Below are 23,686 nucleotides of genomic sequence, written 5' to 3'. Positions count from 1 at the left end.
TGGAGCGACACACGAGGTTCGAACTCGTGACCTCAACCTTGGCAAGGTTGCGCTCTACCAACTGAGCTAGTGTCGCAAATGGAGGCGCGTCCCGGAGTCGAACCGAGGTCCACGGATTTGCAATCCGCTGCATAGCCACTCTGCCAACACGCCTTCACAACACCAATCAGAACCGCTATTCGCTGTATTCCTCTTGGGTACGGAATGCATTCTACGGATTCGAACTAATGAGTCAATACTATTTTTTTGTTTTTTGAATCGTTTGTCTATTTAACGTTCAAAATCGCTCAAATAGATGAGTTTTCTAGCAAATAACAGTTGAAAACTGCTGACTTAAGTGAACTATTTGGTTATTGAGATAAAAAAAGCGGACTGTCGTCCGCTTTTTTTTAATGATGTTCTTCGTCGAGCAAATCGTCTTTGGCAGCCATTAAATATTGCGCCATAGACCAGTACGTCAAAATCGTCGCAATATACAACGCCGCATAACCAACCCAAATCATCCAGTCGTCATAACGCCAGATCAGAACCCAAAGCGCAAACATTTGACTGACTGTCTTCACTTTGCCTACCCAAGAAACAGCAACACTCGCACGTTTACCTATCTCAGCCATCCACTCTCTTAAGGCTGAAATGATGATTTCACGCGCGATCATGGTGACTGCTGGGATAGTTACCCAAATGCTGTGGTAGTGCTCAGTAATCAAAATCAGCGCAGTGGCGACTAAGACTTTATCTGCTACAGGGTCAATAAACGCGCCAAAACGGGAGGTTTGACCCAACTTACGAGCCAACATGCCATCTAGCCAATCTGTAAAGCCTGCAACCCAGAAGACCATTGCTGCGGCAAAAGGAGACCAGCTATAAGGAAGATAAAAAACAACGACAAAGACTGGTATCAAGAATAGTCGCAACAAAGACAGTATATTGGGGATATTTAAACGCATATTTTATTAAGGCTCTTTTTGTTTGCGTATTGCTCTATTTGGTACTTCAAACAGGGCCCTTATGGTGCGGGATTTTTATTATTGTTTCAATGCTTGATAGATGTTTTCTGCTAAAGAAAAACTAATTCCTGGCACTTTGGCGATTTCTTCTACACTTGCTCGCTTTAATTCTTGCAAGCCACCCATATATTTTAGGAGTGCTTGCCTGCGCTTTGGCCCTACCCCCTCTATACCCTCTAAAGCACTGGTTCTTCTCGTTTTTCCACGTTTAGCCCTATGCCCTGCAATAGCATGGTTATGACTCTCATCACGAATATGTTGCATCAGGTGAAGCGCTGGAGCGTCACTTGGCAAATTAAATTCGTCTCCTTCGACGGTAATCAAAGTTTCCAAACCCGGTTTACGTGTTACACCCTTTGCAATGCCGATCAAATGCGGGCGTTTTGGCCAATCTCCCCAATATTGGGAGATGATTTCATGAGCTCGATTAAGTTGCCCTTTACCACCATCGATAAAAACAATATCGGGTATTTTTTCCACTTCAAGTTGCTTAGAATAACGGCGCTCTAATGCTTGTCCCATAGCCGCGTAATCATCACCACCGGTAATTCCCGAGATATTGTATCGACGATATTCCTGCTTCACCGGCCCTTCTTGGTTAAACACTACGCACGATGCAATGGTGCTCTCCCCCATGGTATGGGAAATATCAAAACACTCCATACGCGTAATACTTTCCATGTCCAACAGCTCTCTCAACTCTTTAAAGCGCTGAGAAATCGTCATCTTATGGTTGATCTTGGTTGTGATCGCCGTAAGAGCGTTGGTATTAGACAACTTGAGGTATCGACCGCGAGTTCCAGTCGGATTGACATGAAACTGCACGCGACGCCCAGCAATCTCAGACAAGGCTTCTTCCAGTGATTTGGTTTCATCCACCAGCCCGCTATTGAGAATGATTCGGGTCGGAACCGTGCGCGCCTCATTGTGGCTGAGATAGTATTGGCTCAAGAAGGAGTAAAACACCTCTTGCGAAGTAGTACTGTTTGGGATCTTAGGGAAATGACTGCGGCTGCCAAGTACTTTGCCCTGGCGAATCATCAAGATATGAATACAAGCTATGCCGTTTTCTTGCGCAAAACCTAATACGTCCATATCGTCCATTGAGTCTTCCGAAACAAACTGCTGCTCTTGCACTCGGCGAATAGCCTGAATTTGATCACGGAACTTAGCGGCTTGTTCAAAACGCAATGACTGGCTCGCTTGCTCCATTTTCTCAACCAAGGTGCTCAGCACTTGCTGATCTTTGCCCTGCAAGAAAAGTCGAACCATATCGACCAGCTCTGCATACTCTTGTTCGGAAATGACGCTACTGACACAAGGCGCAGCGCAGCGGCCAATTTGATACATCAAACATGGACGCGTTCGATTGCTGTAGACCGTATCTTCACACTGTCTGACGGGAAAGATTTTTTGCAGCAAATGGAGTGTTTCTCTTACCGCACCCGAGTCAGGATAAGGACCAAAATACTCACCTTTGCGCTTTTTTGCCCCGCGGTGCATAGAAAGTCGTGGATGCTTGTGTCCACTGACGAAAATATAAGGATAGGACTTATCGTCACGCAGCAATACGTTGTATTTCGGCAGATACTGCTTGATGTAGTTGTGTTCTAGAATGAGCGCTTCTGTCTCAGTATGGGTGACTGTGACATCAATCTTATCGATGTTTCTGACTAACGCGCGCGTTTTCTCGCTATCGACTTTGACGCGAAAATAGCTAGAAAGGCGTTTTTTGAGATCTTTTGCTTTACCGACATAAATAACAACAGCCTCGGCGTTATACATACGATAAACGCCAGGCTGGTTAGTCACGGTTTTTAGAAAAGAAGCCGAATCAAATTGGCTCATACCAACTCCGTGAATTGGCTGAATAGAGTTGCAATGATAATGATGCCTTATAAGGTTTCGGTATCAATCATGCCATGGCGAATAGCCAAGTGAGTCAATTCGACATCACCACTAATATCCAGTTTATTGAATAATCGGTAGCGGTAACTGTTCACTGTTTTCGGGCTAAGATTTAGCTGCTCCGAAATATCAGTGACTTTCTGGCCCTTGGTAATCATCATCATGATTTGCAATTCACGCTCAGACAAATCAGCGAACGGGTTTTCCGATGCCGGAGAGATTTGACTTAATGCCATCTGCTGAGCGATTTCAGGTGAAATATAGCGTTGTCCACTATTCACCATGCGAATTGCGTTGACCATTTCATCTGGACCAGCGCCTTTTGTTAGGTAGCCTGCGGCTCCTGCTTGCATCACTTTCGTTGGAAACGGATTTTCCGTATGAACAGTTAAAACGATGATTTTCACATCAGGATTAAAACGCAGGATCTTCTTGGTTGCTTCAAGACCACCAATACCCGGCATATTCATATCCATTAAAACGACGTCAGCATGATTGCTACGACACCATTTTACTGCTTCTTCACCGCTTTCAGCTTCCCCTGCTACGTTCATTCCACGGACGTCTTCAATAATACGTCGTATCCCTGTGCGAACCAGCTCGTGATCATCTACAAGGAAAACATTTATCAAACTTGTATCTCCACACTTTTACATTCGCTATGTACCCACAAATTGTGAGTAACATCATAGATGTTTAGTTTAACCTAAAACACAAAATTTACTTAGTCTGAATATGTGCTGAAATGGAAAGATTAGCAAGTACTTATTTTCATATCTGCAGCTCCTGTAGCAATTAACCTATTAATCAATGAGTTATAGGTAGTTTACTGGCGCTTATTCAATCAGCGTCTATAAAATTCAGTATGCTGAGGGGTTCTATTTATGTGGCTTCACATGTGGTAATCTATCGCTGCGGGTCAGGCTCCGCATCACCTCACTTATCGTCAGTATCATGGTTATTCAAAACGGTTTCTTACTCACTCGCCAAGCTCGCGACATCAATGGTCAGACGCAAATTGATCTTTGGCTATCGACCCCTAATGGGCCTGCGCAACTGCTTATTCATGGTGAAAAGTCAGTCTTTTTTATCCATCAAGCAGACTTATCAAACGCAGAAGGCATCGCTAAGCAGCATGGAATTAACGCCCTGTGGAAACTCCTACCACTTAAAAGTTTCGCTTTAGAATCGCTTGCCGCCTGCTACTGTCAGTTAAGTAAGCAATCGCAACAATTGAGTCAATTACTTAAACAGCAAGATATTACCGTGCTTGAGGATGACATTCGCCTTGCCGACCGCTATTTGATGGAGCGTTTTATCAAAGGCAGTGTTGAATTTACTGGCAACGAGCAAAACAGAACCCACTTTACGCGCTATAGCGATGTGAAATGCCGCCAAGGTGACTATACGCCAAGCCTGAAAGTCGTCTCACTGGATATTGAGTGTTCCGAGAAAGGCATCCTTTACTCTATCGGCCTCAATAGCCCCATGGATAGCCGCGTGATCATGATTGGTTCGCCACAAGAGTCTGAAACGCCAATTGAATGGGTAGCGGATGAAAAAGCCTTGCTGCTGGCGATGGTTCAATGGTTCCAACAGTTTGACCCTGATGTCATCATCGGCTGGAATGTGATCGATTTCGACTTTAGATTGCTCCACAAACGAGCCGATTGGAACAAGGTCAAGTTGGCGATTGGTCGCGGCCAGCAAAACAGCTATTTCCGAACGTCTAATACGACCCAACAAGCATTTATCTCGATCCCTGGCCGTGTGGTGATGGACGGTATTGATACCCTTAAAACCGCGACCTATCACTTCCGTAGTTGGTCGTTAGAGTCGGTATCGCAAGAGCTCCTTGGTGAAGGCAAACAGATCCACAACGTCCATGACCGCATGGATGAGATCAATCAGATGTTTCGCTCCGATAAACCTTCGCTAGCCAAATACAACTTGCAAGACTGTGTGCTGGTCAACAAGATATTCGCCCATACCCACCTATTAGAATTTGCCATTGAACGGTCAAAACTGACTGGCGTTGAGCTGGATCGCGTTGGTGGCTCGGTCGCCGCCTTCACTAACTTGTACCTTCCTCAGATCCATCGCGCAGGCTATGTTGCCCCTAACCTACATCCTGAGAATTGGATTGCCAGCCCGGGCGGCTACGTGATGGACTCGATTCCTGATCTTTATGACTCGGTATTAGTGCTCGATTTCAAGAGCCTTTATCCATCTATCATCCGCAGCTTTTTGATCGATCCAATGGGGCTAATTGAAGGGTTGCAGCTCGATATTGGTAAAAAAGATACCCAAGCAGTACCCGGCTTTCGTGGCGGCCAATTCCACCGTTCACGCCATTTTTTACCTGAGATGATCGAACATCTGTGGGCTGCTCGTGATGTGGCGAAAAAGAACAATGAAAAGGCGTTCTCTCAGGCGATTAAGATCATCATGAACTCTTTCTATGGCGTACTAGGTTCGTCTGGCTGTCGCTTCTTCGATACACGCCTCGCCTCGAGTATTACTATGCGCGGTCATGAGATCATGAAGCAGACCAAACTGCTGATTGAGGAAAAAGGCTATCAAGTGATATACGGCGATACCGACTCCACCTTTGTATCGTTAAATGGCGAATACTCGCAACAACAAGCGGATGAGATAGGCAATGAACTGGTTGCTTATATTAACGCGTGGTGGACCAAGCATCTGAGTGAAGAATACAGCCTCAATTCAATACTTGAGCTTGAATACGAAACCCACTACCGCAAATTCTTGATGCCGACCATCCGCGGCCAAGAGACAGGGTCGAAAAAGCGCTATGCCGGGCTGATTGGTGAACGCGACAATGAACGGATTATCTTCAAAGGTCTGGAAAGTGCCCGCACAGACTGGACACCCCTTGCGCAAGAGTTTCAACAGTCACTCTACTCTATGGTCTTCAAAGGAGAAAACCCAAGCGACTATGTGCGTACCTTTGTCGAGCAAACCAAAGCTGGCGAGCACGATGGTAAGCTCACCTACCAAAAACGACTGCGTCGCAAGTTACATGAGTATCAGAAAAATGTGCCGCCCCAAGTGCGTGCCGCGCGAATGGCAGATGAAATAAATACCCAGCTTGGTAGACCGTTGCAGTATCAAAACAAGGGCCGTATTGAGTATGTTATTACCCTAGGTGGGCCTGAGCCAAAAGAGTATCAGCAAAACCCGATTGATTATCAGCACTACATTGATAAGCAGCTTAAACCGGTTGCTGAGGCTATTTTGCCTTTTATCGGTATCGACTTCGCGTCACTAAGTGAACCTCAACTTGGATTATTTTGATGCGTAATCAATAAAGCGGCTCAAAGTTAAAGATTTAGCATAAAGCCAACCTTGAACTGAAATATCCGAATCATTGGGAATATGTGCAAGCTGTTCGGTGGTCTCTACACCTTCAACAATCACTTTCAGATCCAATTGTTTGGCAATCGACACGATACTGCCGAACACCTTTTTACCTTTTGGTGTGTCTAGCGCTAAAACAAACGAGCGATCGATCTTTAGATAATCAAGCTCAAACTTGTTGAGATAACTGAGCGACGAATAGCCGGTACCAAAATCATCAATGTGAATCTTAGCCCCTAGCTTATGCAAGCGATTAAACGCAATGGCGAGCGCTTGCTCATCTTCAAGTAACGACTCTTCCGTAATTTCAATATGAATATATTGTGCGTAAGAGTGGATAATTTTTTCTAACTGGCTAATGTATTCTGGGTCAACAAGTGTCTGCGGCGTAATATTCACACTGACCGGCACTAACACCCCCGCTTTGTGCATCTGCTTAATGTCTTTTATCACCTGTCGAAATACCCAAAGGTCAACATCTTTCATTAGTCCCGCCTGCTCTAACCAAGGGATAAATGCGACGGGGTATTGGAGTCTCCCGTGTTTATCAACCGAACGAATCAAAGCTTCACAACCAACGGTTTCTGCGCCATTTGCTGATACTTGTGGTTGATATTCAATGCAGAAATCACGTGAACTGAGCTGTTCAAGTTCATGCTCAATTAACATCGTACTTTTCTCATGCTCGATCGCTTGTGCAATCGGGTCGTCCATGAGAGTTCTCGCCTCTTCTTCACGCCGTGCATAGGAGGTATCAAAAATGGGCAGTGCAATTCTCTTCTGACTCTTACTTTGATTGAGCACTTTCACTGCTGGCAGATAAATCGCAATACCTATAACGATGTTGAGTAACTGAAGCCCTACTGCAGCCCAATCCCCTTGGGTCGCCATCCAAGCATTGATAAATATCGGACTATTAAACGGCACCGAAACTGATGGCGTGGCCACCAAACCGCTCGACACCGCCAGCATACTGACAACAACATTGATAACCGGTGCTAAAAGAAATGGAAAGAAGAGTCGTGGATTGAAAATGATCGGCAAGCCAAACAGTAAGATTTCATTAATATTGAGCACCCCAATTGGAATACTGGCGAGGGCGATCAATTTTAGACTGCGCTGCTTGGAAAAAACCAACAACGCGATGACCAGTGATAAGGTTGCCCCACTACCGCCAATAAAGACAAAAGCGCCCATGAAAGATAGATTCATTGGGTAATGGGCTTCACCACCCGCCAACACCGTCGAATAGTTAAGGTTACTCGCCTCTTGCAAAAACTCAACCAGCGGGAGTAGTGCGTAATAACCATGAATACCCATAAACCACAGCACAGAATTAAGGGTGGCAAATATCACCCCAAACAGAGTCGGTTCATTCGCATAATCGGTGGCAAATATCGATGACAAGGCAATGTTCGATAAGCTCATGACAAAGGTATAGTTAATTGCCAAGACCAATAAGGACGTGATGAACGCCGGAATGACCATATTGAGGGATTCTTTGACGATTTGACCCGCAGATTCCGTCTCGGTCAGCTTGAGGAAGTCAAAACGAAGCAGGTAAGCAAGCAGAGGAACCGCATAAAGAGGCGTGATGATGGCTAAGATTATATGGAACGTAAGCAATGTACTGCCTTCAGGCAAAACCCCTTCAATAATCACAAGAAAGGTGATCATCAACAGCGCCGTAGGTGGACGAGGTAAACGCCACTGCATCGCGAGGATGTAGGAAATGGTGGCTGTCATTAGAAATGGGAAAAACTGAGCGATGGCATCGTGTAAGCTGTAGAGATGAGTAATCCACGCTTCACGGCTATCCAAAAAAAATTCACCAATACTGGCAAAAAAAAGAGCGAAAGAAGATAGCATTAGACATGGAATCAGCCACACCATTCCTTCTCGAATCGCTTGCAGCGAAGGAACAAAAAGCCGATGAACAATAGATCGGTTCGAGATACCAATTAAATGGCGACTATCAGTCCCTTCGTGCATACTAACCTCTGGATGGGTATACCTATAAAAGTTAGCACAATTAATAAGATAGTGAGGAGTTTCTCAATAAACTGTTAACCTATCCTAAATTCCGTTTTTTTGTATTGCTTGACCAACCAATCACCAAAGCTATCTAGGATGCCAATCACCGAACGCTTGGCAATGACTCGCCCAGACAACAAGATTCCTAAACGTTCAATTTCGATCTTCTTCTCTGGGTAGTAAGTGAGGAATTGCTTGCCGCACTCTATCGGATCATCAAACCACTGTTTATCTTTGTACATCACTAGTGAGTAACTCGCTCGCAGCAGTTTCTTAGCAATGATCTTTTGCGCCTTCACTTGGTCTTCATCTTTGTCAGTTCTTGCGATGCGATTACGGTAGACCGCGACCCAATCCTCAACGTCCATATTCCAATGTTTGGCAATCTCCCAGCTCGGCTCATAATCACCAAAACATTCTGAAAGATCTTCCCCGTGAACACACACAGAGCAATGACGAAGTAAGAATCCCCACGAAAGGATACCTTCAAGGCTCGCCACATCATCCACCAGCGCCGTTTTAAATGAGACTTCCGTTACGAATGGATAGGTTTTTTGAAAACGCCATTTGATCGAGTTAAAGAGCGTGGTACGCATATCGCCAAAGCTGCGGTGCGTCACCACAATAACATCAATGTTGGAATGGCCTGGTCTAGCCGTCTTACGCGCCACACTGCCATACAAATACAGGCTATGCAGATTTTCGCCTAAGCCATTTTTCAGATAGCTCACGAGATCATCAATTGCTGGTTGGTAATTAGGCTGAAAGGCTTGGTTAGGATCAATCGTGGTAAGATGCATCTGATTATGAACAAAAAAATGAACGGACTGTCTCTTATGTTCGCCTACAGCGATAGATGAATCAAGATATTCCTTCCTTAATTAGCTCGGTATATAATGCCGCTACTACCTAACACACGAAGGAAAATGTTCATGCCAAAGGCAAGTGAGCTTAAAAAAGGTTTTGCTATCGAATCTAATGGTAAAACACTACTAATCAAAGACATCGAAGTAACCACTCCTGGTGGTCGTGGCGGCGCAAAAATTTACAAACTGCGTTGTACTGACCTAAATACAGGTGCTCGCGTTGATGAACGCTACAAATCTGACGATGTGCTTGAAACAGTAGATATGTTCAAGCGCGCATCTTCTTTCTCTTACGTTGATGGCGACGAGTACATCTTCATGGATAACGAAGATTACACTCAATACACGTTCAAGAAAGACGAAATCGAAGAAGATCTTCAGTTCATCACTGAAGAAATCAAAGGTCTTCACATCATTCTTGTTAACGGCAGCGCAGTAGGCATTGAACTACCAGCGACAGTAGAGCTAGTTATCGAAGAAACAGACCCATCAATCAAAGGTGCTTCTGCTTCAGCGCGTACTAAACCTGCTCGTTTCTCAACAGGTCTAACGGTGCAAGTACCTGAGTACATCGCTACTGGCGACCGCATCGTGATCAACACGACTGAACGCAAATACATGAGCCGCGCATAGTGATGACTGAGTTAATGTCATACGACGACGCGATTGATACCGCTTACGATATCTTTCTAGAAATGGCGCCTGATAATCTTGAGCCTGCAGACGTGATTTTGTTCACTGCGCAGTTCGATGAGCGCGGTGCAGCCGAGCTTGTAGAAACTGGTGATGACTGGGTTGGACATGTTGGCTTCGAAGTAGACAAAGAAATCTATGCTGAAGTGCGTGTTGGTCTAGTGAACGAAGAAAATGACGTCCTTGATGACGTGTTTGCGAGACTGCTGATCAGCCGTGACCCAGAGCATAAGTTCTGTCACGCATTGTGGAAGCGCGATTAATTCGTTATCAAACGCTAAATACTAAAACACCCTAGCCTGAGCTGGGGTGTTTTTTTATCAGGGTATCACCGTGTTCATCACATATGCGCTAGCAAGCAACATCGCGACTTACCAACATCGGAAACCAGGCTTAGTCATCGATCTTAATGTTTTCGACACGGGCTTTTAGTTTTTGCCCAGGACGGAAGGTCACTACGCGACGTGCACTGATTGGAATGTCTTCACCTGTCTTCGGGTTTCGACCTGGTCGTTCATTCTTATCACGCAGATCAAAATTCCCAAAACCAGACAGTTTTACCTGTTCGCCACTTTCAAGTGCCTTACGAATCTCTTCGAAAAACGCCTCAACCGTTTCCTTGGCATCCCGTTTACTGTATCCAAGCTTCTCAAACAGGTTCTCAGCCAAATCGGCCTTTGTGAGCGCCATAAAACTTTCCTCAAAGCTGTGTTAAACATTGCCACCAATAGGCGGCGCCTAAACATTTCGCCAAGCCAATCAACAACATATCGGCTTTACTTTGGAAAGTGTATGCCAAGCTTATGATTTTCGCCAACTTTTTTATTAAAAGAGCAGAGTTTAACCACTTAAAACAACAACATAGATGCTATTTACAACAGTATTATCTAAAATTTCTGAGTAAATACCCTTTAAATATCAGAAGATTAAGCCATTAGTAACACTTAACTCAGTAGCAAAAACTAAATCCATTAACTTTTACAATTAAGCTGTTGATGTAGAAAGAGAAACAAAATACCCCTATTGGGTATGTGCCATTCTTAAGCAAGTGGCAGAATGACTCGATAATAATTGCATGTCGAATTGAGTCGCAAATTGCCTCTCAATCGATTTTAGCGTTCAAATTACCGCCCTGTGGCAAGGATCGTCAATTTCCTTACTCTAGATTGTTCACCTTTATCCGCTTAAATTCATCCACTTAACCCCAGCTGATCGTAAATGGCATTGAATATGCTTTTTAACAAGGCAAGAAGTAATACGGCAAAGTTTCGACACTGCCAGACGTTAAGGGGTACATTATGGAAGTTCAACGTCATACCTACTACCGACTCATTCACCATGGAATTAAGAGTCTACTCGTCGACCGCATTGGCCATTTTACCGAGTTGGAATATCACGAATATTTAAATGGCATGACGGGTAAATCCTGTTGTTTTGCCATGAGCGATGACGAACTCAGATTTACTGTTGATAGCCTACGTAGTGAGGGATACTTGGAGGATTTAAAGCACGTTATTTAACGTCAAGTTCCTAGAGTATTGTTAGAGTTACGTGAAGCGCTTTGTCAATGACGCATATTTCGTTAGACTGAGCGCAATTTCGTCTCATAAAAATTAACGCAATGAAACAACTGCTTGACTTTATCCCTCTGATTATCTTTTTTGCCTTATACAAGCTGCAAGATATCTATGTCGCAACCGGTGCACTGATCATTGCGTCTGCGATCCAAATCGCTATCACCTATGTCATCTATAAAAAAGTCGAAAAGATGCAACTTATCACTTTTCTAATGGTAGCCATTTTTGGTGGTATGACGATATTCCTGCACGATGACAACTTCATTAAATGGAAAGTCACCATTATCTACACTCTATTCGCATTTGGCCTCGCGATAAGCCATCTAATGGGTAAGTCGGCAATAAAAGGAATGCTGGGTAAAGAAATGAGTCTACCAGAGCGTGTCTGGGCCAAAATAACTTGGGCTTGGGTGATTTTCTTCTCATTGTGTGCGGGCCTTAATATTTACGTCGCCTTCCAGCTCCCACTTGATGTCTGGGTTAACTTCAAAGTGTTTGGTTTGCTCGCCGCTACGTTCGGTTTCACTCTATTGACGGGTATTTACATCTATAAGTACCTGCCAAAAGATGACAATAAGGCAAGCCCTAGCGAATAGCGCGCCTGTTTTGCTACAATGCCCTTTTTCCAGCGACCTCTTTGGTCGCTGTTTTGTTTGTACCGGATGTCACAAAGAGCCACGCAATGAATACACCTAAAGGCCAACTTCTTCTAAGAACTCTCGCAATGCCCGCTGATACTAACGCTAATGGCGATATCTTCGGCGGATGGATCATGTCACAACTCGATTTAGCTGGCGGTATACTGGCCAAAGAAATTTCTTCCGGTCGTATCGTTACTGTGTCTGTTTCAAGCATTACCTTTAAAAAGCCAGTACGTGTGGGTGATGTTGTATGTTGCTATGGCGAATGTACCCGCATCGGTCGTACATCAATGAGTATTGATCTAGAGGTTTGGGTTAAGCCCGTGAAAGAACATGGCTTAGAAGACCGCTTTATGGTCTGTGATGCCACTTTCAATTACGTTGCGATTGATTCTGACGGTAAACCTCGTCCAATCAAGTAAGCAATGGCAGAAGTCTAATTATGTCTATTTCAAGGCTTTAAATTAGCTTGATTTCAGGTAGAGTAATTGAACTCTGTTACATTCTTCATATAAGGACATCTGAACATGTGGTACGTCATCTTTTCACAAGACGTTGAAAACTCATTAGAAAAGCGCCTAAGCGTTCGCCCTGCACACTTAGAGCGTCTGCAAGCACTGCAAAATGAGGGACGACTGTTAACCGCTGGACCAATGCCTGCTATCGACTCAGATAACCCGGGAGAAGCTGGCTTTACTGGCTCTACGGTTATTGCTGAGTTTGACTCTCTTGAACAAGCGCAAACTTGGGCCGATGCCGACCCATATATTGAAGCGGGTGTTTACGAAAAAGTCATCGTTAAACCATTTAAGAAAGTATTTTAATCACTATGATACGAGTAAAATCGCTTATTTTGCTGACTCTTGCTGGCATTCTAGCTGGCTGTTCATCTGCAACCGCAGAGAAGCAAAGACACCTTGAAATGCTCGCCGACAGTCGAGCAAACCTGCTGGCATCAGAGTTACCTTTGGAACACGGGCCGCTTTCTATCATGAGAGCAAGCGCTAAGGGGACGACCATTGAGATGATGATGGTGTACAACCAAGACGCTCCAGGTGCGAAGCCAACAGCGCAAGTGCTAAAGCAAAGCGTTCACACCTATTGCACCAACCCAGCGACAAAGAATAACCTTGAAGTTGGGTTAAGCTATCGAATTAAGATTCGTAATAGCCGCGGCCAACTAATGGCGGATGAATTGATCACGCACGAGCGCTGCACCAATTCAGCAAACTAATCGTTTTACCTTCACATTATTCAAAGCCTCGCTATGCGAGGTTTTTTTATTCCCCCACCCCGAGACAACGACTTGCTCTACCTTACAAGTCGGCATATGATAAAACCATCACCCATATCTAAGACCTTGACTATAATTGCAATGTCTCTGCCTATGGGTGAGTAATGACTCTCAAACGGGTAAACGGAAAAATCCTCGGAGCTATAACTATGAAAAAAATTCTTACTGCAGTGGCTATTGCAACAGCCTTCGCATCTTCAGTCGCTGTTGCTTCAACGCCGGTTATGTTTTCTTCTATTAATAATTTCAACGCACCTGATAACTCAGCGGTAGGCGGTGTTCGTCTTGCAGCCCTACACGGTAAAGTGAATACGTTAAAAGGTGTCGATTTTGCGATTGTTGGCATGTCAGAATCAGACGTGACAACAGGTGTTAACTTTGGTCTTTTCCTTGGTGCATCAAAAATCAATCAAGAAATGACCGGTGCGTCGCTCGGCCTATTCAACTGGAACGAAGGCCAAACCACAGGGGTTAACCTAGGCGCGGTAAACGTGACAAACGATGTGAAAGGCGCAAACGTCAGCTTTGTGAACTACTCAGAAGGTAACACTATGGTGGATGTAGGTGCAGTTAACCTTTCAAGTGAATCAACCGTTCAAGTTGGCTTCTTCAACAAAACAGCCAAAATTGAAGGTGTGCAGGTTGGCCTTATCAACTGTGCTGACAATGGCTTTCTGCCATGCTTCCCTATTGTAAACTTTGCTAAGTAATACTTGGTTTAAGTCTCCAATACTAAGGTCTCGCAATGCGGGGCCTTTTTGTATCTGCGCTCTCACCCAGTGAGTGTTAACTTTTTCGGTATTCAGCAAAGTATCTATGAATTTTTTATTTCAACAGCTTTGCTGCCTTAACTAACAAGAAAGCCGTTGAATCAAGCACCTACCCAACCTAACAAATCAATGCCATCGCAAATGAATTCTTTCCTGACTATTTTCTGACCATTTTTTAACCAAGATCAATTGACGTAGGTCACATAGACTTCTAACTTTTCATATTAGTGTCATAGCCAAGGAGGTCCACCAAATGAAACGTGCTAGCAATTCATACCGTCTGCAGTTAATTAAGGAAGTCGCCACTCGTCAGCAGCGGCTTAAAGGTGGCGATCCCATGGCAAGTCATATCCAACATCTGTTGGATGATAAAGGGCACGATGACTCAAAAAGTGAATTGAACCACCGCTTTTCCGGCACTCACTTTGATGAACACGCCGGTGGTTGGGTCAGTGATCACTGGGGCCCTAAATAAGCTAGCGCGGATCAACAATGATTGAGAGAGAGTCGCTATCAAGTCTAGTCAGTATCTCTCTCTGTTCTACTTCAGATAGCTGATACCAACGGTACCTTTCTTGGCGCGTTCTTCCGCAGCCAATACAAAGGCCATTGCTGTCAGCTTGGCATAGACCGACACAAGGGTTCGCCGGTTGACATCTCACATCCATATAACACCTCAATATACAATGCGACATAGTTATTGTATGGGATATAAATACTGAAATGTCAAGGAGTTAACTCTAAAACAAGTCTTGTTGCGGATCTGAATCAGGTGCATTTACACCTATGTCCCCAGGCGATCTGCGGTGTTTACGGATATATCGTTGGCGGCAAAGCTTAATCACATGTAGTTGTTGGGCAGGCGTCATATTGAGCCAATTGAAGCGCTCCTCGCGTTTGCGCATACAGCCCTGACAGTAGCCTTTTTCGTCTACTGTACAAACGCCCACGCACGGGCTAGGGACAATGAAAAACTCTAGTTGCTCCAAAAGATGACTCACCTATTAATGTGCCACTCATCTACTTTATGTGAACTATAAGTAGATGTTTATCAATAAGTTCCAATATGTGATTTAGTCCAAACTATGACTTAGAGCTGACAAAAACAGTGTTTTATTATCTATACTGCTCTCATCAGGCCTAGCAACAGGCTTACCTATCTACTTATTGGAGTTGATCTATTATGAAGCTTAGTCCAAAAACGTTACTTGCAGCAATTGCCCTTCCTTTTGTTGTAACAGCATGTGCAAGCAATGGTGACGATGTGAAACAAATTACAGCTCAAGATCTACAGCACCACAACTGGGAGCTTGTGAGCATCGATGGTAAAGACATTGTTCTTGAAGGCCGTCAGACTGCCCCTCGCCTAGAAGTTGGTGAAAAAATGACAGCGAATGGTAACGCTGGTTGTAACAACTTCTTTGGCCAAGCAGAGCTAAAAGACAACCAATTCCGCATTGAAAAAATGGGTATGACGATGAAAATGTGTGTCGGCGACGTAATGGACGTTGAACAAGCTTTCTCTCAAACTCTGTCAGATTGGAGTGATATGACTCTAACTAAAGACGCAATGGTTCTTAAGAATGACGTTCATACGCTAACGTTCAAACTTAATGACTGGAAGAACTAATCGGTTCTCCCTTTGATTTGAAAAAAGCAGCTCTCGAGCTGCTTTTTTTGTTTTTGAGGCCTAATTTTCATACAACCCATCAACAAACATATCAAATAGTTAATAAATCAGACTTTTTTCAGTCATAATGAATGAATAATTGGATTGCTCCGGTCTATCACACTGACCGTCACAACTATTCAACGAACAGGGACTATTATGACAAGGTTGATCACGCTACTCTCTACTTTACTCCTTTCTATTAGCGCTTACGCTAGTGAAGAGTGGCAACAAACACTAGAAGAAGCAAAAGAACAAACTGTCTATTTTCACGCATGGGGTGGCAGTCAAGAAATTAATCAATATATTCAATGGGCAGGTGCCAACCTAAAAGCCAATTACGATGTCACACTTAAACACGTCAAAGTTACTGACATTGCGGAAACCACGGCGAGACTCATTGCTGAAAAAGCCGCAGGCAAAAACAGTGGTGGCAGCGTTGATATGGTTTGGATCAATGGTGAAAACTTTAAGTCGATGAAAGACAATCAACTTTTGTTTGGCCCTTTCACGCAAGCACTGCCAAACTGGCAATACGTTGATCAGTCACTCCCTGTAGACGTTGATTTCTCTGAACCAACAGAAGGTTTAGAAGCACCTTGGGGTGTCGGTCAATTGGTATTCATTCATGATAAATTGGCCCTCAACAACCCGCCGCGTTCGTTTAGCGAATTTATCAGTTACGCCAAAGCGTTTCCGAATCGCTTGAGCTACCCTCGCCCACCTGAGTTTCATGGCACCAGTTTCTTGAAAGCCTTGTTGATTGAGCTAACCAACAACGATGCATCTCTAATGAAACCAGTTGACGAAGCGAGCTTCCAACTAGTGACTGCACCGCTATGGAAATACCTAGATGAATTCCATACGGTTGCATGGCGTGGTGGCAAACAATTCCCAGCGGGCACGGCTGAATCTATCCAGTTACTTGATGATGGACAAATCGACCTCGCGATTACTTTTAACCCAAATGCGGTCTATTCAGCGCAGGCTAATGGCAAGTTAGCAGAATCAACCCAAGCTTATGCGATGGACCAAGGCGCGTTGTCTAACATCCATTTCTTAGCGATTCCTTGGAATGCCAATGCGACGGCAGGTGCTCAGGTTGCCATCAACTACCTATTAAGCCCAGAGGCGCAATCGCGTAAAGGGGACACGAGCATTTGGGGCGATCCATCTGTGCTAAATAGTCAGTACCTGACAGGCACAGCGAAAAATACCCAGCAATTTAAAGCCGTGGCTGAGCCGCACCCAAGCTGGCAAAGCGCCCTTGAACAAGAGTGGCTAAAGCGTTACGGAAACTAAGCTTGTGATATTGCCTGCGTTATACCTACTACTTATTGTCATATGTATTTTGCCTACCATCCCGGGATTGCTCGGGGTGGGGTTGGCAGCATTTGGTTATATCCCACCCGTCGGGTTAACCAATATTGGCTTAGATGGATTTACGCAGGTATTCAATTGGAGTGGGGTTAGCACATCGATAACCCTAACCCTCTACTCAACAATTGTGAGCAGCTACCTCGCCTGTTTTATCACCTTCATGATCCTACAATCTTGTTGGAATAAACGTTTTTGGCGAGTGATAGAATCGACGCTCTCGCCTTTACTCGCTATGCCTCACGTCGCTTTCGCTATTGGCTTCGCGTTTCTTTTCTCTCCAACCGGCATTGGTGCACGTTCGCTGTTTCATCTATTTGGTTATGACCCTAATGACCAATCAGTGTCTGACCTTGCTCTGCTGATCAAAGACCCATACGCAATTGGGCTAATCGTTATGCTCACATTAAAAGAGATCCCTTTTTTACTGCTAATGAGCATTCCGATTATTCAGCAATTAAAAGTTGAGCGCATTGAACAAGTCAGTGCTTCTTTAGGCTATAGCCGAGCTCAAACATGGTGGAAATGTGTGTTACCGCAATGGTTGTCTAAAATGCGTTTTCCAATGTTTGCGGTGATTGCCTATAGCTTATCTGTGGTCGATGTCGCGCTGATTATTGGCCCGACAAACCCGCCGACATTCGCCGTTCTCGTCTGGCAATGGTTCAACGACCCAGACTTGGCCTTGTTGCCGAGAGCATCAGCAGGCGCAGTAGTGCTATTTATCATCGCGACCTTACTTATCGGCTTTGCCAGAGCGGTTGAGTGGCTACTGATTTGCCAATGGCGCAGCTGGCAGACGTCAGGCCGTTTTGGCGTGCAATTGCCTGGCCGAGGGCTATTTGGCGGCTTAGTAATATTAACGGGTCTGATGATCCCGCTCACTGTAGTATGGAGCTTCGCTCAGCGTTGGCGCTTCCCAGACCTTCTTCCGAGTCAATACAACGGTCGATTTTGGCAGTACGAATGGTCCAATATTTTGAGTACTCTTAGCCAAAGTCTGTCTATTGCCGTTATTTGCGCCTCTGTGGCGCTGATACTGGCTGTAATTGCTCATGAATACCGCTTGCGTCATCGATGGACACTCCCCCACTATCTGATCGCGATACCTATGCTGATCCCGCAGCTATCGATTTTATTTGGCATTCAAGTAACCACGCTCTATATCGACAGTAGCGCTTATCTGTTGTGGGTTTGCTGGGCGCATGTGTTCTTTATCTTTCCTTATGTTTACCTCTCGCTGGATGGACCATGGAAGAGCTACGATTCAGGCTTAACTCGTGTGGGACTTAGTTTAGGTAAGTCTCCTATCCATGTGTGGCTAAAAATCAAACTGCCGATATTACTTCCTGCGGTGCTGTTCGCTTGGGCAATTGGTGTCAGTGTTAGCCTGGCACAATATCTCCCAACCCTAGTATTAGGGGCTGGCCGAATAAGCACCATCACCACTGAGGCGGTTGCGCTTTCAAGTGGTTTCGATCGCAGAGTCACCGCCATCTACGCCTTGTGGCAAGCACTGTTACCGCTACTGTTTTTCTCTATTGCTATCTTACTTGGCCACTTCCACGCCAAGCATCGTAGGTTGTCTATAAAGGGATTGTTACCCAATGAGTCTTTGTCTCGAAAACCTCACCGTCTGTAAAAATGATGGCGAGCCTCTGTTTACCAATTTTTCTCTCGAAATTAATAGCGGAGAAATAGTCACCATCATGGGTCCTAGCGGTTGTGGTAAATCAACACTGCTTAGTGCTATAGCCGGTCATCTTGCCGCTGATTTTACACTCACGGGAGCAATTCAGCTCAATGAGCGCAATATTGGCCAGCAGCCGGCCCATAAAAGACAAGTAGGTATTCTTTTTCAAGATGACTTGCTGTTTCCGCACCTGACCATTGCTGAAAACCTCGTATTTGCTTTACCTGAGTCAATAAAAGGCGCCGAGCGAAAACAGCACGCAAACGATGCATTGAAAAGTATTTCGCTGAGCAAGTTGGCGGACGTATTTCCCGACCAAGTTTCAGGAGGACAACGAGCGCGAATTAGCCTGACTCGTATGTTACTAGCCAAGCCTCAAGCGGTACTTCTTGATGAGCCATTTAGTAAACTCGACAAAACCCTGAGGGCGCAGTTTCGTGATTGGGTTATTGAGCAACTCGCCAGAGAAAATATCCCGACTTTAATGGTTACGCATGACGAAGAAGACATTCCGCCGAACAGCCGCTGTATTACTTGGCCTTGGGAGGGAGTAACATGCTAGATAGATTTAGTATCAAGGTTATTCGTTGGCCTTTATCCCAATGTGCAGCCCTAATTGATAAAACCGGAGTGAGCGCAAATCAAGTAACCATATTTGGCTTTGTGCTTGGCTTTATGACGTTTCCATCACTCATTGCTGAGCAATATACGCTGGCTTTAGTTTTTATCGTCCTCAACCGCGTTTGTGATGGGTTAGATGGCGCGCTTGCACGGATACAAGGCATCACCGATGCAGGCGGCTTCTTAGATATTAGCCTCGACTTTCTGTTCTACTCGCTGATCCCGTTTGGCTTTGTGCTCGCCAATCCGGAACAAAATGCCATTGCCGGCGCCTTCTTGATTTTTTCGTTTATTGGCACGGGTTCAAGCTTTCTCGCTTTTGCCACCATGGCGGGAAAACGAGGTATCGATAACCCTGTCTATAAACACAAATCACTCTATTACATGAGCGGCTTAACTGAGGGGACTGAAACCATTGGCTGCTTTATCGCTTTCTGCCTTTTCCCGCAACATTTTGCGATCATCGCCTATGTGTTTGGTGCAGCGTGTTGGTTTACTACATTTACTCGGATTTATTCTGGTTTTCACACCTTGCACGATGAGCCACTAAAACACGATAAAGAGTAACAATGACGCTACCACACCCGCACTAAAGCTTGGGGTATGGAATCGACTGCCGCGAGCTCGAACATACTCTTTGGCCAACTCTTCTTGGTAGGTTTTGATGCTTAGTTCTTTGATGTAATTGTTGTACATAATCTTGTCCTCCTGACTAACTGTTAAGCCAAGCTTAAAACCTCAAGTTAAGTTGAGATCAAGAGCGAACTACAAAAAAAGCGCCATTTGGCGCTTTAGTCGTAAGAGATTATTTAAATCTAAGTACTTTAAGTGAAGCCTCAGGATCCGTGTCTTCGAATTCTGGCGGGTTATCTAAACGCTCAATAAAGCTTAACTCCGGCGCTTCTTCCTTCATGCCATCAATCAAGAACTGGCTCGTCACCTGCGGTGAGTTAACACACGCGATCACTTCCCCACCCTCGGCAAGAAGTTCAGGAAGCTTTCGCAAAATACGTTTGTAGTCTTTGGTTAACGCAAAGCTGCCTTTTTGGAATGATGGCGGATCGATCACGATAAGATCATAACGGCCCATCTTTTTGATTTTTCCCCAAGAACGGAAAATATCGTAACCTAAGAACTTAACCTGATTAATGTTGTGCTCGTTAAGTTTATGGTTTTCGCGACCTTTCGCCAGCGAGCCTTTCGACATATCCACATTGACCACTTGATCAGCCCCACCAGCGATTGCTACGACTGAAAATCCACACGTGTACGCGAATAGGTTAAGTACATTCTTGTGTTTTGAGTTCTCTTTTACCCAGTCACGCCCATAACGCATATCGAGAAACAGGCCGAAGTTCTGGTTACGACCAATATTCAGCTGGTATTTCAGCCCCGATTCATGCACGACAGGCTGGCTTTCTAGTTCACCCAATACCACTTCAGAAGGTGCACCGTCTGCGTAGCGATGCTGAACAACAATCGACTTACCCTGCTTGTGTTGCCACAAATCAGATTCAGACAAGGTTGCTAAGCCCTGCTTAAGCGTTTCAATAAACAACTCATCCACTTGCTTGAATATCGCAACAATTAATTGGCCTTGAACCCAATCACAGGTTAACTGCTCTAGACCTTCAAAACGACGACCACGACCATGAAAAAGTCGGCGAACCTCGTTTGGCGCCTCAGTTAACTGCAGGTTTAGCTGCTCAAAGAACGTTGGTAGTTTGTCAGCCTGCATAGGCGCAGGAATTACTTGTTGATCTTCGGCCATGATAACTCCCATGGGGTAAGCCAAGCCTCGACACCTTGGCATGTGATATCGGTGTTCCATTTACTCCCCAAAACACTGTGGTTTCTTGGGTCGCAAACAAATTCAAAATCTTGATGTTGATAAGTGAAGCACAGCGCAAAAGCGTGCAGATAACCACGATCCGACTCAGAGCCTGCATTGTAAATAGGATCGCCGACGATCCCTGAACCAACAGATTTGAGCGCCACCCTGATTTGGTGCGTTTTTCCGGTATGTGGCTTACATAAGAACAATCTCTCCCCCGGCTCTGCGGCCTGTGAGAAAAACTGAGTAATAGCAGGATTAGTTTGAGAGTTAAGCAGCTTCCACGAAGCGCGGCGTGAGCGCTCCATATCTCCACTCACCAGCCCTTGTTTCTTTTTCGGCTTCTTACTACCAATCGCAAGATAGTACTTTTCTAAACTGCGCTGGGCAAACATTTGAGAGAGTTCACTGGCTGCAGAAGAACTTCGACCCAATAGCAAAATACCTGAGGTCATTTTATCTAGACGATGGATAAGATAGAGCTTTGCGTCGCCGGTTTGTTTGGCAACTTCTTGCAGTAACATGGTATCGCCATCATCCTTATGTACAGAAACATTCGGGTGTTTACTGATGACAATAAAATCAGTGTGGGTGTGTAAGATATCGAACATTAAAACTGGCTCCACTTTGGACGCACGAGTATACCCGTAATCCCAGTGAAAGCCAGTTTCAAGTGTGGGGAACTAAACCCGTTAGGCCTTAGCTCAGCTTGAACTTGCCGACCAACTGCTCTAACTCTGCAACTTTCGAGTTCAAGCCTTCTACATTCTGTGAGCTACTGTTTGCCAGTTGCAAAGAACGCTCAGAAATATCGCTGATCGCAGTAATATCTGCTGCAATTTCTTTAGTCACGGCAGTCTGCTCTTCTGCTGCGGTAGCAATTGAGTTAACCATCGCCTGCACGTTGGCGGCTCCAGAAACGATTTCTTCTAGCGCATTCACGGCTCCAGAGCTACGTTCAACACCGATTTCAACCAGCTGGCAGTTCTCAACGGTATAGGTCACCGCTTCTTGAGTGCCAGATTGGATCTGTTGAATAATGCCGCCCACTTCCTGGGTCGCTTTGGTTGTTCTTTCAGCCAGCGCTCGCACTTCATCAGCAACCACAGCAAAACCACGACCAAACTCACCTGCGCGAGCTGCCTCAATCGCTGCATTAAGTGCAAGTAGATTGGTTTGCTCAGCGATTTCTTCAATCACTCGAATCACTGAACCTATTTGCTCACTGTGCTGACCTAGGCCATTCATCTGCTTTGACATCTCTGTCATTTGCAAACTCACCTGCTGAATTGAGTCGACCATCTCAGTAATCACTTGGCGACCAGACTCGGCACTTCCTTCTGAGCGCTGAGCCTCTTCAAACGTAGCAGAGCCTTGCTGCGCTACCTCAGCGATCGTTAAGCTGAGCTCTTCCGCTGCGGTTGCAATCAAATTAGCTTTATCTGCCTGAGACGAGGCACCTTGAACAATGTCTTGGCTAACGTTAGACAACTCTCCCGTGACACTTTTCACTTCGGTAGCGACAGATGAAATACTACCAATCAAAGTGGTCAGTGACGCCTGCATCTTATTAATCGACACCGCTAAGTTTGCCAGTTCATCGCCTGAATTATCAGTAATATCTTCAGCTGTCAGATCGCCGCTCGCCACTTTTTGTGCCACCGAATCTAACTTGGTGAGTCGCGTGGTAATCGAGTTAGAAAGCAAGTACGCAATGGTACAAGTCAGGATCAAAGCGATGAAAAACAGAATTAGGAGCGTATTTTCAATTGTGTTAAATGAGTCAGTTAAACCAAGAAGAGAGCTGTCCGTGTCGGCAATCTCTTCCGAAGATGCTGCATCAAGCAGTGCTTCAATTGGCGCTAGGTAAGATTCATACAACTCACGAAGTGCTGAGATTTCTTGCTCTAATGCGTCTTTATTACCCAGTAAAGGCACAATATCTTGCTCAAATCCTTGAGTGAAACCACGCATGAGTTGCTCAATTTCTTCTACACGCTGGTAATCGGATTTCCCCGGAGTCTCCAATGTTTTCACGTGAGCAATCGCGTCTGCAAATTCTTGCTTATTGATTTTGTAATCTTCAAGTGCGCCCGGCACGCCCGTAATGGCTCCCGTCGCGTCACGATACACATCACCTGCCTCATCAATTAGGATCAAGTATCCAACCACTTCAGGGACATCATCTTTTCTGATTTCATCAGCAACGGCATGTGACTTCGTCACTTCCATCCAGATAACACCCGCCATGATAGTCATAATGGTAAGAATACAGCCAAACCCGGCGTACAATTTATTTCTAACAGACCATTTCACTATGT

At 45.0% G+C, this 23,686-nt stretch carries 27 protein-coding genes and 2 tRNA genes; 15 read left to right on the top strand and 14 right to left on the bottom strand.

The window, feature by feature from the left end:
- The 5 genes from ACHUFZ_RS18625 to uvrY all read right to left on the bottom strand — a co-directional run bounded on the left by ACHUFZ_RS18625 (nucleotide 1) and on the right by uvrY (nucleotide 3,547).
- Nucleotides 1-76: transfer RNA gene (locus ACHUFZ_RS18625), tRNA-Gly, on the bottom strand.
- Nucleotides 77-79: 3 nt separating this feature from the next.
- A tRNA-Cys gene (locus ACHUFZ_RS18620) sits at nucleotides 80-153 on the bottom strand.
- A 236-nt stretch (nucleotides 154-389) separates the two neighbouring features.
- On the bottom strand, nucleotides 390-947 hold the full coding sequence (pgsA, locus tag ACHUFZ_RS18615) for a CDP-diacylglycerol--glycerol-3-phosphate 3-phosphatidyltransferase (RefSeq protein ID WP_004413576.1): 558 nt from the start codon (nucleotides 945-947) through the stop codon (nucleotides 390-392).
- A gap of 78 nt (nucleotides 948-1,025) precedes the next feature.
- Nucleotides 1,026-2,855 (bottom strand): excinuclease ABC subunit UvrC, encoded by a 1,830-nt coding sequence (uvrC, locus tag ACHUFZ_RS18610; protein WP_394128309.1) that lies wholly within the window; start codon nucleotides 2,853-2,855, stop codon nucleotides 1,026-1,028.
- 47 nt (nucleotides 2,856-2,902) lie between these two features.
- Entirely contained in the window at nucleotides 2,903-3,547 is a 645-nt protein-coding gene (gene uvrY, locus ACHUFZ_RS18605) for a UvrY/SirA/GacA family response regulator transcription factor (RefSeq protein ID WP_394128308.1), read from the bottom strand.
- Nucleotides 3,548-3,869: 322 nt separating this feature from the next.
- Here uvrY and ACHUFZ_RS18600 point away from each other — a divergent pair, with 322 nt between their 5' ends.
- Nucleotides 3,870-6,233 (top strand): DNA polymerase II, encoded by a 2,364-nt coding sequence (locus ACHUFZ_RS18600; protein WP_394128307.1) that lies wholly within the window; start codon nucleotides 3,870-3,872, stop codon nucleotides 6,231-6,233.
- Here ACHUFZ_RS18600 and ACHUFZ_RS18595 read toward each other — a convergent pair.
- Both ACHUFZ_RS18595 and ACHUFZ_RS18590 read right to left on the bottom strand, forming a co-directional pair.
- Nucleotides 6,225-8,288, bottom strand: a complete 2,064-nt coding sequence (locus ACHUFZ_RS18595; protein ID WP_394128306.1) for a PTS sugar transporter subunit IIC/EAL domain-containing protein — start codon at nucleotides 8,286-8,288, stop codon at nucleotides 6,225-6,227. The two genes, ACHUFZ_RS18600 and ACHUFZ_RS18595, sit on opposite strands and share 9 nt — an antisense overlap.
- Before the next feature lie 74 nt (nucleotides 8,289-8,362).
- Entirely contained in the window at nucleotides 8,363-9,130 is a 768-nt protein-coding gene (locus ACHUFZ_RS18590; RefSeq protein ID WP_394128305.1) for a nucleotidyltransferase domain-containing protein, read from the bottom strand.
- Between the two features lie 132 nt (nucleotides 9,131-9,262).
- On the opposite strand from ACHUFZ_RS18590, the gene yeiP reads away from it, so the two are divergent.
- Nucleotides 9,263-9,829 (top strand): elongation factor P-like protein YeiP, encoded by a 567-nt coding sequence (gene yeiP, locus ACHUFZ_RS18585; RefSeq protein ID WP_394128304.1) that lies wholly within the window; start codon nucleotides 9,263-9,265, stop codon nucleotides 9,827-9,829.
- Between the two features lie 2 nt (nucleotides 9,830-9,831).
- A complete protein-coding gene (locus ACHUFZ_RS18580) occupies nucleotides 9,832-10,152 on the top strand; it encodes an HI1450 family dsDNA-mimic protein (protein ID WP_394128314.1) in 321 nt (106 codons plus the stop codon).
- Nucleotides 10,153-10,282: 130 nt separating this feature from the next.
- On the opposite strand, the gene ihfA is transcribed toward ACHUFZ_RS18580, so the two are convergent.
- Nucleotides 10,283-10,579 carry an integration host factor subunit alpha gene (gene ihfA, locus ACHUFZ_RS18575; RefSeq protein WP_004413569.1) on the bottom strand — a complete coding sequence of 99 codons (297 nt, stop codon included), beginning with the start codon at nucleotides 10,577-10,579 and terminating at the stop codon, nucleotides 10,283-10,285.
- 608 nt (nucleotides 10,580-11,187) lie between these two features.
- On the opposite strand from ihfA, the gene ACHUFZ_RS18570 reads away from it, so the two are divergent.
- The 7 genes from ACHUFZ_RS18570 to ACHUFZ_RS18540 all read left to right on the top strand — a co-directional run bounded on the left by ACHUFZ_RS18570 (nucleotide 11,188) and on the right by ACHUFZ_RS18540 (nucleotide 14,646).
- Nucleotides 11,188-11,409, top strand: a complete 222-nt coding sequence (locus tag ACHUFZ_RS18570) for a hypothetical protein (RefSeq protein ID WP_134834344.1) — start codon at nucleotides 11,188-11,190, stop codon at nucleotides 11,407-11,409.
- 101 nt (nucleotides 11,410-11,510) lie between these two features.
- Nucleotides 11,511-12,062, top strand: a complete 552-nt coding sequence (locus ACHUFZ_RS18565; protein WP_134834345.1) for a septation protein A — start codon at nucleotides 11,511-11,513, stop codon at nucleotides 12,060-12,062.
- An 86-nt stretch (nucleotides 12,063-12,148) separates the two neighbouring features.
- Nucleotides 12,149-12,529, top strand: coding sequence for an acyl-CoA thioester hydrolase YciA (gene yciA, locus ACHUFZ_RS18560; protein ID WP_134834346.1), 381 nt, complete (start codon nucleotides 12,149-12,151; stop codon nucleotides 12,527-12,529).
- Between the two features lie 105 nt (nucleotides 12,530-12,634).
- Nucleotides 12,635-12,931, top strand: coding sequence for a YciI family protein (locus ACHUFZ_RS18555; RefSeq protein WP_004413565.1), 297 nt, complete (start codon nucleotides 12,635-12,637; stop codon nucleotides 12,929-12,931).
- Between the two features lie 5 nt (nucleotides 12,932-12,936).
- Nucleotides 12,937-13,341, top strand: coding sequence for a GspS/AspS pilotin family protein (locus ACHUFZ_RS18550; protein WP_394128303.1), 405 nt, complete (start codon nucleotides 12,937-12,939; stop codon nucleotides 13,339-13,341).
- A gap of 209 nt (nucleotides 13,342-13,550) precedes the next feature.
- On the top strand, nucleotides 13,551-14,111 hold the full coding sequence (locus ACHUFZ_RS18545; RefSeq protein WP_134834348.1) for a VC2662 family protein: 561 nt from the start codon (nucleotides 13,551-13,553) through the stop codon (nucleotides 14,109-14,111).
- A 313-nt stretch (nucleotides 14,112-14,424) separates the two neighbouring features.
- Nucleotides 14,425-14,646, top strand: a complete 222-nt coding sequence (locus ACHUFZ_RS18540; RefSeq protein ID WP_134834349.1) for a hypothetical protein — start codon at nucleotides 14,425-14,427, stop codon at nucleotides 14,644-14,646.
- Nucleotide 14,647: 1 nt separating this feature from the next.
- Here ACHUFZ_RS18540 and ACHUFZ_RS18535 read toward each other — a convergent pair whose 3' ends face one another.
- Nucleotides 14,648-14,839, bottom strand: coding sequence for a DUF1289 domain-containing protein (locus ACHUFZ_RS18535; protein WP_394128302.1), 192 nt, complete (start codon nucleotides 14,837-14,839; stop codon nucleotides 14,648-14,650).
- 72 nt (nucleotides 14,840-14,911) lie between these two features.
- Nucleotides 14,912-15,160, bottom strand: coding sequence for a DUF1289 domain-containing protein (locus ACHUFZ_RS18530; RefSeq protein ID WP_394128313.1), 249 nt, complete (start codon nucleotides 15,158-15,160; stop codon nucleotides 14,912-14,914).
- Between the two features lie 194 nt (nucleotides 15,161-15,354).
- On the opposite strand from ACHUFZ_RS18530, the gene ACHUFZ_RS18525 reads away from it, so the two are divergent.
- The 5 genes from ACHUFZ_RS18525 to ACHUFZ_RS18505 all read left to right on the top strand — a co-directional run bounded on the left by ACHUFZ_RS18525 (nucleotide 15,355) and on the right by ACHUFZ_RS18505 (nucleotide 20,098).
- Entirely contained in the window at nucleotides 15,355-15,801 is a 447-nt protein-coding gene (locus tag ACHUFZ_RS18525) for an META domain-containing protein (RefSeq protein WP_053438628.1), read from the top strand.
- A gap of 198 nt (nucleotides 15,802-15,999) precedes the next feature.
- On the top strand, nucleotides 16,000-17,142 hold the full coding sequence (locus tag ACHUFZ_RS18520) for an ABC transporter substrate-binding protein (RefSeq protein WP_394128301.1): 1,143 nt from the start codon (nucleotides 16,000-16,002) through the stop codon (nucleotides 17,140-17,142).
- Between the two features lie 7 nt (nucleotides 17,143-17,149).
- Complete coding sequence (locus ACHUFZ_RS18515; RefSeq protein ID WP_394128312.1) at nucleotides 17,150-18,859, top strand: ABC transporter permease; 1,710 nt, start codon at nucleotides 17,150-17,152, stop codon at nucleotides 18,857-18,859.
- Nucleotides 18,825-19,472 (top strand): ATP-binding cassette domain-containing protein, encoded by a 648-nt coding sequence (locus ACHUFZ_RS18510; protein ID WP_394128300.1) that lies wholly within the window; start codon nucleotides 18,825-18,827, stop codon nucleotides 19,470-19,472. The genes ACHUFZ_RS18515 and ACHUFZ_RS18510 overlap by 35 nt, the downstream gene beginning before the upstream one ends.
- Complete coding sequence (locus ACHUFZ_RS18505; protein ID WP_394128299.1) at nucleotides 19,466-20,098, top strand: CDP-alcohol phosphatidyltransferase family protein; 633 nt, start codon at nucleotides 19,466-19,468, stop codon at nucleotides 20,096-20,098. The genes ACHUFZ_RS18510 and ACHUFZ_RS18505 overlap by 7 nt, the downstream gene beginning before the upstream one ends.
- Here the strand turns inward: ACHUFZ_RS18505 and ACHUFZ_RS18500 are convergent.
- The 4 genes from ACHUFZ_RS18500 to ACHUFZ_RS18485 form a co-directional block, all read right to left on the bottom strand.
- Nucleotides 20,078-20,227: a hypothetical protein gene (locus tag ACHUFZ_RS18500; protein ID WP_167489221.1), complete on the bottom strand. Its 150-nt coding sequence runs from the start codon at nucleotides 20,225-20,227 to the stop codon at nucleotides 20,078-20,080. The two genes, ACHUFZ_RS18505 and ACHUFZ_RS18500, sit on opposite strands and share 21 nt — an antisense overlap.
- Nucleotides 20,228-20,336: 109 nt before the next feature.
- Nucleotides 20,337-21,269, bottom strand: a complete 933-nt coding sequence (locus ACHUFZ_RS18495; protein WP_394128311.1) for a class I SAM-dependent methyltransferase — start codon at nucleotides 21,267-21,269, stop codon at nucleotides 20,337-20,339.
- Between the two features lie 11 nt (nucleotides 21,270-21,280).
- A complete protein-coding gene (locus ACHUFZ_RS18490; protein ID WP_394128298.1) occupies nucleotides 21,281-21,976 on the bottom strand; it encodes a TIGR01621 family pseudouridine synthase in 696 nt (231 codons plus the stop codon).
- Nucleotides 21,977-22,064: 88 nt separating this feature from the next.
- Entirely contained in the window at nucleotides 22,065-23,681 is a 1,617-nt protein-coding gene (locus ACHUFZ_RS18485) for a methyl-accepting chemotaxis protein (protein WP_394128297.1), read from the bottom strand.
- Between the last annotated feature and the right edge of the window lie 5 nt (nucleotides 23,682-23,686).

Origin of the sequence: Vibrio hepatarius, from assembly GCF_043642085.1 — a bacterium.
Classification (GTDB): Bacteria; Pseudomonadota; Gammaproteobacteria; order Enterobacterales; family Vibrionaceae; genus Vibrio; species Vibrio hepatarius_C.
The sequence above is the reverse complement of the archived record's forward strand: the minus strand, read 5'-3'. Positions and strand labels throughout refer to the sequence as shown.